This window comes from Sphingomonas sp. GW821-FHT10F11, from assembly GCF_058809095.1.
Genome location: NZ_JBXASH010000001.1, coordinates 191,750 through 203,051, shown reverse-complemented (window position 1 = coordinate 203,051; position 11,302 = coordinate 191,750). Strand labels below are relative to the sequence as shown.

Annotated in this window: 10 protein-coding genes; 5 read left to right on the top strand and 5 right to left on the bottom strand. The window is 66.5% G+C overall.

What is annotated here, in order from left to right; translation table 11 throughout:
- Nucleotides 1-34: 34 nt before the first annotated feature.
- On the top strand, nt 35-643 hold the full coding sequence (locus AC1RT8_RS00975) for a DUF1287 domain-containing protein (RefSeq protein WP_493073364.1): 609 nt from the start codon (nt 35-37) through the stop codon (nt 641-643).
- A 3-nt stretch (nt 644-646) separates the two neighbouring features.
- Here AC1RT8_RS00975 and AC1RT8_RS00970 read toward each other — a convergent pair whose 3' ends face one another.
- From AC1RT8_RS00970 to AC1RT8_RS00960, 3 genes are all read right to left on the bottom strand, one after another.
- Nucleotides 647-1,561: a hypothetical protein gene (locus AC1RT8_RS00970; protein WP_493073361.1), complete on the bottom strand. Its 915-nt coding sequence runs from the start codon at nt 1,559-1,561 to the stop codon at nt 647-649.
- 539 nt (nt 1,562-2,100) lie between these two features.
- Complete coding sequence (locus AC1RT8_RS00965) at nt 2,101-3,138, bottom strand: cupin-like domain-containing protein (RefSeq protein WP_493073357.1); 1,038 nt, start codon at nt 3,136-3,138, stop codon at nt 2,101-2,103.
- 73 nt (nt 3,139-3,211) lie between these two features.
- Nucleotides 3,212-4,288, bottom strand: coding sequence for a LacI family DNA-binding transcriptional regulator (locus AC1RT8_RS00960; RefSeq protein ID WP_493073353.1), 1,077 nt, complete (start codon nt 4,286-4,288; stop codon nt 3,212-3,214).
- Between the two features lie 220 nt (nt 4,289-4,508).
- Between AC1RT8_RS00960 and AC1RT8_RS00955 the strand changes: the two genes are divergently transcribed.
- The 4 genes from AC1RT8_RS00955 (at nt 4,509) to AC1RT8_RS00940 (ending at nt 9,694) form a co-directional block, all read left to right on the top strand.
- Nucleotides 4,509-5,708: an endo-1,4-beta-xylanase gene (locus tag AC1RT8_RS00955; RefSeq protein ID WP_493073352.1), complete on the top strand. Its 1,200-nt coding sequence runs from the start codon at nt 4,509-4,511 to the stop codon at nt 5,706-5,708.
- Nucleotides 5,709-5,747: 39 nt separating this feature from the next.
- A complete protein-coding gene (locus AC1RT8_RS00950; protein WP_493073351.1) occupies nt 5,748-6,350 on the top strand; it encodes a hypothetical protein in 603 nt (200 codons plus the stop codon).
- A gap of 39 nt (nt 6,351-6,389) precedes the next feature.
- The gene (locus AC1RT8_RS00945) at nt 6,390-8,558 is read left to right on the top strand and encodes a beta-glucosidase (RefSeq protein WP_493073348.1); all 2,169 of its coding nucleotides are present in this window, start codon (nt 6,390-6,392) and stop codon (nt 8,556-8,558) included.
- A gap of 401 nt (nt 8,559-8,959) precedes the next feature.
- Nucleotides 8,960-9,694, top strand: coding sequence for a metallophosphoesterase family protein (locus tag AC1RT8_RS00940; protein WP_493073344.1), 735 nt, complete (start codon nt 8,960-8,962; stop codon nt 9,692-9,694).
- A 1-nt stretch (nt 9,695) separates the two neighbouring features.
- Here the strand turns inward: AC1RT8_RS00940 and AC1RT8_RS00935 are convergent, their stop codons facing one another.
- Nucleotides 9,696-10,727, bottom strand: a complete 1,032-nt coding sequence (locus AC1RT8_RS00935) for an oxidoreductase (RefSeq protein WP_493073339.1) — start codon at nt 10,725-10,727, stop codon at nt 9,696-9,698.
- A 12-nt stretch (nt 10,728-10,739) separates the two neighbouring features.
- The gene (locus AC1RT8_RS00930; RefSeq protein ID WP_493073335.1) at nt 10,740-11,243 is read right to left on the bottom strand and encodes a hypothetical protein; all 504 of its coding nucleotides are present in this window, start codon (nt 11,241-11,243) and stop codon (nt 10,740-10,742) included.
- Between the last annotated feature and the right edge of the window lie 59 nt (nt 11,244-11,302).

Below are 11,302 nucleotides of genomic sequence, written 5' to 3'. Positions count from 1 at the left end.
ATGACGCCGTCACGATTGAGCGTATCATTCGGACATGACCTTTATCCTCGATCGCCGCGCCGTGCTGCTCGGGTTGGGCGCCGTGATCACCGCGCCGGTGCAGGCGCAACGCTCCGTTCGCACGGCTGCGACCCTGATCGGCGCAGCGCGCGCGCAGGTCGGCGTCACGGTGCAGTACGACTCCGCCTATACCCGGCTCGGCTTTCCGGGTGGCGATGTGCCGCGCACCAGGGGTGTCTGCACCGATGTGCTGATCCGTGCCTATCGCGACGCGTTCGGCGTGGATCTGCAAGCACTGGTCAATGCCGATATGCGCGCTGCCTTTGCCGCCTATCCGCGGCGCTGGGGCCTGCGCGGGCCGGACCGCAACATCGACCATCGCCGCGTCCCCAATCTGCAGACCTTCATGGCCCGCAAGGGCGCTCGCCTGCCCTTGCCCACCTCGCCCGATGGCTGGCGCCCGGGCGACATCTTCACCTGCCTGATCGGCGGTACCCTGCCCCATATCGGCCTGGTCTCCGATCGGCGCGGGCGGAGCGGAAGCTGGGCCGTCATCCACAATATCGGCGCCGGCGCGCGTGAGGAGGATGCGCTGTTCACGCACCAACTGACCGGCCGCTACCGCTTCCTGCTCGATCGCTGAGCGTCAACCGATCAAGTGCGACAACCAGTGAAGCGTGTTGAGCGCGAACTGCTGATCGTCGGCCACCGTCAGGCCCATATGCCTGACCGGCTGGTTCGGACGCGTCACCACCTGCGCCGAGAACATCGCGGCCTCGCCGGCGATCACTACCCTGCCCTTGCCTACCGCAATGGCGACCGCTTGAGCCCTTCCACCCATCACCCTGCCCGGCGGCGCCTCGCCTTTCAGCAGCGCACCGGCTTCCAGAGGCGTTGCGACCTCAACAGCGTCCACCGGCAAACCGAGCAGGGCAACGGCACCCTCCGGAACACCAAGGGACTGCCCGGTGAAGGTCCGCACCTGCCGGACTTCCTCCTTCTCGCCGCGCCCGTGGAAGATAGGATGGTCGCCAAGCTGCGGTCCGGCATAGTCGATGGCGAAGGTCACCTTCCCGTCCTGATGCGCGGCGACATAGCCCTGGCCCATGTCCACGTCGAACGCCTTGGCGAGGTCGGCCGCCGCCCCGCCGAACGGCGCATGGTCCGCGAGCAGCAGGAGCGAGCCGCCCGCTTCGACCCAGTCATGGGTCGCGGCGATCTCCTCAGGCGTAAAGGCTGAAGTCTCCGGCGGAGCCGACTGGGCATTGGCGATGACCAGCACATTCACGCTGACCAGCGCCTCGGCCGAAAGCGGGGTCGTGAGGGCGGAAACCCTGTAACCGTCGGCTTCGAGCAGCTTGCCGAACGGCGCGTACCGCCCGTCCAGCGTGTGGAAATTCCGGTGCGCCCCGTCGATCACGACCTGCGGTCCCGGTTCGATATAGGCGGGGCTTTCCAGCTTCGGTGCATAGGCAGCGTCCGCGATCTGCTGCGCCGTCGCGGGAACCGCCAGACAGAGAAGGAACGCGCCGGCGGCAAGCATATGTCTGAGCATCGGCACTGATTACGCCTGTTAGCGCCAGGTTGCGAGACAGCCGCATCGACATTCAACTGCCGTCCGTTCGTGGCATGCGACAGGTCCAACAAAGAGGGCGCCGTGCTGGCTGTTCCTGGCTGATAATTTTTTTGCTGGCTGTTATGTTGGATTTCGGGCCGGGATTTACGGCCCGATTTCAAGCGTTTGCGGCCATGCTGGCTGTTATCGAATAACAGCCAGGTAACAGCCAGCATGCTGGCTGTTCTGCCGGAAAAACAGCCGGCGCCGATCGTCCTGCATCTTCAGACTGAGAAAGAGCGGGGCGGCACCCGGAGAGCGCCGTCCGAACTCACCCTGCCATGCTTCATCGTCAGGTTGAATCGACACGCGACACCCGTCGCTGAAGGTCGATCCGCCCTACAAGTGTTCGCGATCAGGCTTAGCCGTCATGCCGGACTTGTTGCGGCATCCACTGTGCCGCACATCCATCGGCACCTAGGTTTGCGGCACGGTGGACCCCGGAACAAGTCCGGGGTGACGATTCGACTGGGTCGCGTTCGACTCTAGCCCCGCGCGGACAGCATCCCGAGAAGATAGGCGCGGATCCGCTCGTTCCGCTCCTTGCCCGGCGCGCCCAGCACGCCGCGCACATGTTCAGGCAGATGGTCGCCCGCCTGGACTGCATCCTCGCCGAAGACGAGATGGTCGAACCACGCCTTCCACGCCTGTTTCTCCGCCGGCGGCAGGTCGCGCACGCTCATCAGCGCATGGACCATCGCGACGAACGGGGTGGCCGAGGTGTCATAGGCCCACCAGTAATTCACCAGCACGTTGATCCGGTCGAACGCGCGGACATGGTGCCACCAGATCGCCGGGATGAAGAGCATGTCGCCCGGCCCGAGTTCGGCCACCTGGGCATGCCGCCGCGCCTCGGCGAAGCGCGGATAGCGCTCCAGATCGGGCTCGTCGGGGTCGACCATGCTGGCCGGCGGCCCCGCCAGGGTGCGGTCGAGCGGCCCGACATAGAGGTTCGCCACCTGCTCGGGCGGGAAGAGGGTGAAGCGCCGCCGCCCCGCGACCACTGCGGCGAGGTTGGGCGATGCGTCGTAATGCGTGGCGACCCGCGTCGCGTTGCCGATCCACACCCGCGGCGTGGCGCCGGTCGCGGGCAGGTCGAGCCGGTTCGCCTCGCCCCAGCCGGGCAGATGATCGGGCGCCGCGGCGGCATTGGCGTAGATCGCCGGCGGATCGGCCGCGCCTTCTTCGGCGAGATGGAGCAGCTGCCCCATCAGCGCCCCCAGCGGCACCTGCTGGCGCGTGAAATTGAAGCCCCGCATATCGTCGCGGTAGAAGAAGCGGCCCGCGATCTCGGGCGGCCCCAGCAGCACCTCGAGCGGCTTGCCGCCGGCGAACCCAGCGACATATTCGGCCAGCGCCCGCTCCCCCTGCCTGCCCGCCGCAACCGCGGGCCAATCGGCCACCTGCCCGCGCAGCACGACCGGCGCGTAGCTCGGCGCGATCTCGCGGGCGAAGGTCTCGGCATCGACCGCCGGGCGTTCGGCGACGCGGGTGTCGGTCACAGGTTTGACATCGAAGGACATGACAGCCTGTTAGCGCCAAGCGCTGCCGCGCGCCATCATCCCGATAGGCATGACTGTTACCGCTAACGGAAAATCAGGCCGGACGCGCCGATCTGGAGGGCGGACGGCGCCGCGGCGCCGCGTCCGACTGGCGGCGGACCAGGGTGAAATCGAGCACCACATGCTGCTGCTTCTCGTCGTTCGCGCGCGGGCGGCGAATCGACGACACCAGCATCTCCACCGCCGCGCGCGACATGTCGGCGATCGGCTGGTGGATGGTGGTCAGTTCGGGCCAGATCGCGGTCGCCAAGGTGGTGTCGTCGAAGCCGCACACCGTCAGATCGCCCGGCACGTCGAGCCCGCGGCGATGCGCCACCGCGACACAGGCCGCCGCCATATCGTCATTGCTGGCGAAGATCGCGGTGGGCGGATCGACCACGTCGAGCAGCTTCTCCGCCGCATCCAGGCCGGAGCGATAGGTGAACAGCCCCTGCACGATCAGCGCGTCGTCCACGGCAATATGCGCCTTGGCCAGCGCATCGCGATAGCCGCGCAGCCGCTCGTCGCTGGCGGTCTGTTCGGGATTGCCGATGACGAACCCGATGCGCTGATGGCCAAGCGAGACGATATGGCCGGTCATCGACCAGGCCGCCGAATATTCGTCGATGCTGACCGCGTTCAGCTCGGCTGCGGGCTGGCCGCTGCCGACCAGCACCGCCGGCACGCCCTCATCGGCGATCGTCTTGATCAGCTTGGGGGAGTCGCACAGTGGCGAGGGCAGGATCAGCCCGTCGATCCCGCTGTCGATCAGATGTTTGGCGACCTCGATCTCGTGATCGCCCAGCTCGCATTTCTCTATGATCAACTGCACGTCGCTGCGGCTGGCCTGGTCGAGGCTGCCGACCAGGAACTCGCTGAGATAGGCGGCGCTGGGATTGCTGTAGAGCAGCCCGATCCGCACCGGCGCCGCGCCGGCCAGGCTGCGCGCGGCAGGGTTGGGCGAATAGCTGAGCGCGGCAATGGCGGCATTGACCGCGTCGCGAGTCGTCGGGCGGACATTGGCTTCGCCATTGATCACGCGGGACACGGTCATGGATGAAACCGACGCCATGCGAGCAACGTCTCTGATCGTCGGTGCCGTTCTACGGCGGCGGGAGTTCTTCTCGTTCACGGTACTATGGGTCTCCTCTTGCCTGCTAATAGCCTATTATTTCGATTCCGCACCATATCTGCATGCAAGACCGCGCCCGACGCCTCCCAGGCCGAAAATGTCCTCGATTACTGCCCATAGCGAGCCCGCGCGCGTCCTATTGACAAGGTTGGTCAAACGGCCATCATGATACCGCTATCAAGGCCGCCGGAACCTTGAAGCGGGGCAGCGGGGAGGGACGATGAGCGAAATATCGCGTCGCGAGGGCCTGATGATGGCCGCCGGCATGGTGCTCACCGCCTGCGCCGGCAGCGGCCCCTCTTCCGGCACCGTGACCGGGCCGAGTCCGACACCGACTCCCTCGCCAAGCCCGACATCGCCGACCGTCTCCCTGAACAGCGCGGCGCGCACCAAGGGCATGCGCTTCGGGTCTGCCTATGCGTGGAGCACGCCCGGCGCCGATCGCGGGTCCTTCGCCAACCCGTCCTATGCCGCGCTGATCGAGGGAGATTGCGGCATCCTCGTTCCCGAGAACGAGATGAAATGGCAGTTCATCCGCCCCAGCGCGACGGCGTTCGACTTCACCCGTCTCGACGCGATGATGGCCTATGCCGAAAGCAAGGGGCTGGCGGTTCGCGGCCATAATCTGCTGTGGCACCAGCCCAAATGGATGCCGGCCTGGGCCGAAAGCCATGACTATGGCCCCAATCCCGCGATCGAGGGCGATCGCGTGCTGACCGAACATATCCGTACCGTCTGCGCCCGCTACGGCGCGAAGATCGCCAGCTATGACGTGGTCAACGAGGCGGTGAATCCGGCCGATGCGAGCCTGTACGAGACGGCACTGTCGCGCGCGATCGGCGGGGCGACGGCAACGCTCGACCTCGCCTTCCACACCGCCCGCGCCGCCGCGCCGCACGCGCAGCTCGTCTATAACGACTATATGGGCTGGGAGCCGGGCAATGCGAACCACCGCGCCGGCGTGCTCCGTCTGCTCGAAGGGTTCAGGACACGCGGCACGCCCGTAGATGCGCTGGGCGTTCAGTCGCACCTCATCACGCAAGGTACCGACACCGCCGCCAGCGTTTCCGCACAGCAGGCGGAGTGGCGCCGTTTTCTCGATCAGGTCGTGGCAATGGGCTACAAGCTGCTGATCACCGAATTCGACGTGCGCGACAATAATCTGCCCGCCGACATCACCGCGCGGGACCGGGCGGTGGCGGATTACAGCCGCGCCTATCTCGACGTGATGGTCGCCTATCCCCAGCTGTCGGACGTTCTCGTCTGGGGCATATGCGACCGGTATAGCTGGATCGAGGGGTTCGAGCCGCGCGGCGACGGGGCGAAGCGGCGCCCCTGCCCTTACGACAGCGATTTCAAGCCCAAACCGATGCGCACCGCCTTCGCCGAAGCGTTCGCGGCAGCACCGGCGCGGACCTGACACGAGCCGCGCGAGGCGGCCAGAAGAGGAGCGGAGGATATGCGACAGGTTTTGACGATGTTTCTTGCAGGCAGCGCGGCGATGCTTGCCCTGCCGGTGCTCGCCCAGCAGGCGGCCCCGGCGGCGAAGAGCGATGCGTCCGACGACATCATGAAGAAGGCGGTCAACCAGCCCGGCACCAACTGGCAGATCTATGGCCCGAACCAGAAGGCTAAGGCGCTGAACGATGGCGGCGTGCCCGGCGGCCAGGTGATCCGCGTAACCGTGTCGGCCAAGGGCACCAATGCCTGGGACGTCGGCTCCAGCTCCCCGATCCAGAAGCCGATCGCGGCCGGCGACACGATCCTGGTCGCGATGTACCTGCGTGCGCCCGAGCTGAAGGACGGCGAGACCGCCTCCATCCCCTATATCGGCGCGAACGGGGCGGCGGCGCCCTATGAGAATCTGGTCGGCAACGGCGTGACGATCACGAAGGACTGGAAACTCTATTACGCCTCCGGAAAAGCCTCCAAGGCCTTTCCCGGCGGCAGCATGCGGGCGACCGCTCATCTCGCCGCGGACAAGCAGGTGATCGATCTCGGCCCTGTGTTCGTGCTCGATTTCGGCCAGAATTACGACCCGGCCAAACTCCCCAAGAACTGAGGACAAGAGACGATGAAGCGTGCCTGTGGAGCGGCCTTGATGGTCGCGTTGTTGACGAGTGCAGGCACGCCGATCGCCGCCGCGCCCAAAAAGGCCCGGGCCGCTGCGCCCTCTCCGGACAACCGCGCCGCCGCGCTGGTCAGGCGGATGACCCGCGACGAGAAGCTGACTCTGGTGTTCGGCTATTTCGGCACCGATTTTCCGTCGAAGAAATTCCTCACGCCGAAGGGATCGCGCCCCGGTTCCGCGGGTTATGTCCCCGGCATCCCGCGCCTGGGCATTCCGCCGCAATGGCAGACCGACGCGGGAGTCGGTGTCGCGACCCAGGGCGGCGCGGCGGTGAAGCGCGAGCGGACCGCCCTGCCCTCGGGCCTCGCCACTGCGGCGAGCTGGAACACGGCGCTCGCCTTTGCCGGCGGCGCGATGATCGGCAAGGAAGCGCGCCATTCCGGCTTCAACGTGATGCTGGCAGGCGGCGTCAATCTGATGCGCGAGCCGCGCAACGGCCGGAACTTCGAATATGGCGGGGAGGATCCGCTGCTCGCCGGCACGATGGTCGGCGCGCAGATCGCGGGCATCCAGTCGAATCACATCATCTCGACTGTGAAGCATTATGCGATCAACGATCAGGAGACCGATCGCTTCGCGGGCAATTCGATCCTCGGCGAAGCGGCGATGCGTATGTCCGACCTGCTCGCCTTCCAGTTCGCGATCGAGCGGTCGAACCCGGGCTCGGTGATGTGCTCCTACAACCGGATCAACGGTACCCATGCCTGCGAGCATGATTTCCTGCTGAACCAGGTGCTGCGCAAGGACTGGAAATGGCCGGGCTATGTCATGTCCGACTGGGGCGCGACGCACAGCACGGCGAAGGCGGTGAAGGCCGGCCTGGACCAGGAATCGGGCTTCCCGTTCGACGACGCGCCCTATTTCGGCGAGCCGCTCGCCAAGGCGATCGCCAGCGGCGGAGTGAGCGACGCGCAGCTCGATGCGATGGTCACGCGCATCCTGCGTTCGATGATCGCGCACGGCCTGTTCGAGTTTCCCGTCGCCGAGGCCCCGATCGACCATGCCGCGCACGCCGTGGTGACGCGCCAGGACGCCGAGGAAGGCATTGTCCTGCTCAAGAATGCTGCCGCGATCCTCCCCTTGTCGCCCACGACGAAGCGGATCGCGGTGATCGGCGGGCATGCCGACAAGGGTGTGCTCGCGGGCGGCGGATCGTCTCTGGTCTATCCGAAGGGCGGCAACGCCGTGCCCGGATTGACGCCGACGAGCTGGCCGGGGCCGATCATGTATTACCCGTCCTCGCCGCTCGCCGCGATCGCGAAGCAGGCGCCGGGCGCCATGGTGCGCTTCGCCGACGGCAGCGATCCGGCGGCCGCGGCGGCGCTGGCCCGCGACAGCGACGTCGCGATCGTGTTCGTCACGCAATGGGCGGGCGAAGCGTTCGACGTGCCGCTGACTCTCTCCGACCATCAGGATGCGCTGGTCGAAGCGGTCGCCGGCGCGAACCGGAAGACGGTCGTGGTGATGGAGACCGGCGGCCCGATCCTCACGCCCTGGATCGACCGGGTCGGTGCCGCGCTGGCGGCCTGGTATCCCGGCACCGAGGGCGGCACGGCGATCGCCAATTTGTTGTTCGGCAAGGTCAACCCGTCGGGCCGCCTGCCCGCGACCTTCCCGCGTGGCCTCGATCAATTGCCCCACCCGGCCGAGCCGAACAAGCGCGACACGAATTACACCGAGGGCGCGGCAATCGGGTATAAATGGTACGATTCGAAGGGCCTCGATCCGCAATTCGCCTTCGGCCATGGGCTTTCCTACACCAGCTTCTCCTTTGCCGGACTCAGCGCCGCGCCCTCCGGCAGCGGCATCGGCGTACGCTTCACCGTGCGCAACACCGGCAAGGTCACGGGCAAGGCGGTGCCGCAGATCTATGTGGCGGGTGCCGGCTGGGAGGCGCCGAAGCGGCTTGGCGGCTTCGCCAAGGTCGCGCTGGCGCCCGGCGCCTCGAAGCAGGTGACCGTGCAGGTCGATCCGCGCCTGCTCGCGACCTGGGACGAGGCCGGGCATCAATGGCGCATCGCGGCGGGAAGTTACGACGTTATACTTGGCGCTTCCTCCCGCGAAATTGCGCAAAAGATACGGATTCGGCTCCCGGCACGGGTGTTGCCGGTGGGATGGTCGCCAAATCGAGGCAGGTGACTGAGTATCGGAGAAGTACCAGACATCATCGTCGAAATGATCTTCAAGACGGGATTCGCTCAGTCGCGATTTATGCGACCCACCAGCGAAGGGAGCAGAATCGCGTCCAACAAATAGTGCTCCAGTAAAAAACTCACGGCTGGTCCGTGGTAATTTCCCGTGCTCATACCAGGCGCGCCAGCGACATGGTCGTTCGCACCCGACAGATAACTCGTAAGTATAGAATTTTGCGAGTGGCATGATGAGGACTGCTCACTGCCTCCGGAAGGGGAATCCGCCAATGGGATAGGGCAGCGCCGATTTATATTGAATCGGCTCGGTCGGGTGGCGCGAGCAGGCCGACCGAACCCATTCGGGCATCGGGGGTTACGCGGAGGATGCCGGTTGGCTAATCGGCGACGATGAGGATCGCCGTCATCTCGGACATTCACGGCAATGTGGCCGCGCTCGATGCCGTGCTCGCCGATATCGCGGCGCGCGGGGTCGACCTGATCGTGAATCTGGGCGACATCTGCTCGGGCAGCCTGTTCCCGAGCGAGACGGCGGACCGGCTGATGCCGTTGGCGCTGCCGACCATCAGGGGCAATCATGAGCGGCAGCTGGTGACATTGCCACGGGACCGCATGGGCCAGTCCGATCTCTATACGGTTGAACGGCTACGCCCCGACCAGCTCGCGTGGCTGGGCGGCCTGCCGACAAGCATCCATGTCACCGACGATGTGCTGCTGGTCCACGGAACGCCCGACAGCGACCTGACCTATTTCCTTGAGACCGTCACCGAGAACGGGCTGCGCGAAGCGACGCTCGCCGAGGTGGAACAGCGCGCGGGCGATACGGATGCGGCACTGATCCTGTGCGGCCACACCCATCTGCCCCGAACGCTCCGCCTTCCGCACGGGCGCCTCATCGTGAACCCGGGAAGCGTCGGGCTCCCCGCCTATGACGACGACCGTCCCTTTCCCCATGTCGTCGAGAGCGGATCGCCCCATGCGCGCTATGCCATCGTCACCCGGGCGGCGGGGCGATGGTCGGTCGAACTGCTCGCGGTCGATTATGATTGGGAAGGCGCGGCCGAGGATGCGGAAGCGCATGGCCGCCCCGACTGGGCGCGGGCGCTGAGGACTGGCCGGGTCTAGATCAGACGGGCAATTTCCGCCCTTCGGCAGCACTCCGCCGCGCCAGCGCGATCAGCTTCAGCCCCATCAGCGCATCGGCCGGATCGACCGGCAGCGGGGCGCCATCGAGGATCGCATCGGCCACTCCCTCATAAAAACGCCGCCAGTCGCCGCGCATCGAGGGCACCAGTTCGGGCTGGCCATCCGCCAGCGTCAGCGTGCCGAACGCCTCGGGCGCTTCCTCGCCATACCCGGCATCGTTGGCGCTCGCGCCGGCACGCAGCATGGCTTCCTGCGGATCGAGGCCGTGTTTCACGAAGCTGCCCGCGCTCCCGTGGAGCGCGAAGCGCGGTCGCGGCGCCACCACCAGGGTCGAGGCGGAGAGGATCACGCGCCGCGCGCCGTAGTGCAGGGTCAGCTCGAAATAATCGTCGACCACCACGTCCCGCCTCTGCGCCGCTACATCGGCGGTGACCGCCTCCGGCGTGCCGAACAATTGCAGCGCCTGGTCGATCAGATGCGGTCCGAGATCGGCGAGCATGCCGCCGCCCTGCCCCACCGCCGCCTCGCGCCAGCCGGGCTTGATCGCCGGGCGGAACCGGTCCCAGCGCAGCTCGGCGAGCATCACCTCGCCCAGCGCATCGCCGCCCAGCACGTCGAGCACCGTCAGGAAATCCGCGTCCCAGCGGCGGTTGTGGAACACCGACAACACCAGCCCACGCTCCGTCGCCAGCTCGATCAGCGCAGCGCCGTCGGCCGGGTCGACCGCGAAGGGCTTGTCGATCACGACATGCTTGCCCGCCTCCAGCCCCGCTTTGGCCAGCGGGGCGTGCAGCTCGTTGGGCGTCGCGATCACGATCAGGCCGATCGACGGGTCCGCGATCAACGCCTCGGCGGTCGGCACCACCGCAACGCCGGGAAAGGCCCTGGCGACCTCATCCTTGCGCGAGGTGACTACGCCCGCGAGCTTCAGCCGCTCGACCGCATCGACCAGGGGCGCATGGAAGCTCGCGCCGGCCAGCCCGAACCCGATCACCCCGACATTGATCATCATTCTTCCTCTCGATCAGCCATGCTGCGTCGACAGGATTTTCGGGTCGCTGGCAAGGCTGTGGAGATAGGCGTGGCGCTCGGGCGTGCCCGCGCGCAGTTTTTCCAAATGATGCCGCTGATCCTCGGTCAGGCGAAAGCGGACATAGCCGAGCGAGGTCAGGCATTTCTCCAGAGTGGATTTCTGCAGCGCGGCGATCTCGCGGAAACGCTGCTCCGGACGTGCGCCCTGCACCGCCATGACGATCGCCTCGGCTCCCGACATTGGCTGAGAAGCCGTCTCGTTGATGTTCGAGGCAAGATTGTCGATCTGGCTCGACGCCCTCACCAGCGCCTTTGCTGCCGGGGTGTCCGACACGTCCAGATAATAGGCCTGGCGCCCGCACAGCACCGCATCCTCGCGATACCGGTCGAGCGAGACACCCGCCTTGCCCCAGCTCTCGCGCGGCGCGCTCGCCGCGTCGGCGGCGGCGGAAATGAAGAGGGCGCCAAGGACAACCGGCAGAAGGGCACGAGACATTTCCGCTCTCCCGAACAGGTTTCCGCTCATCGATCTCGACATCTACGGGCACGAGCTGC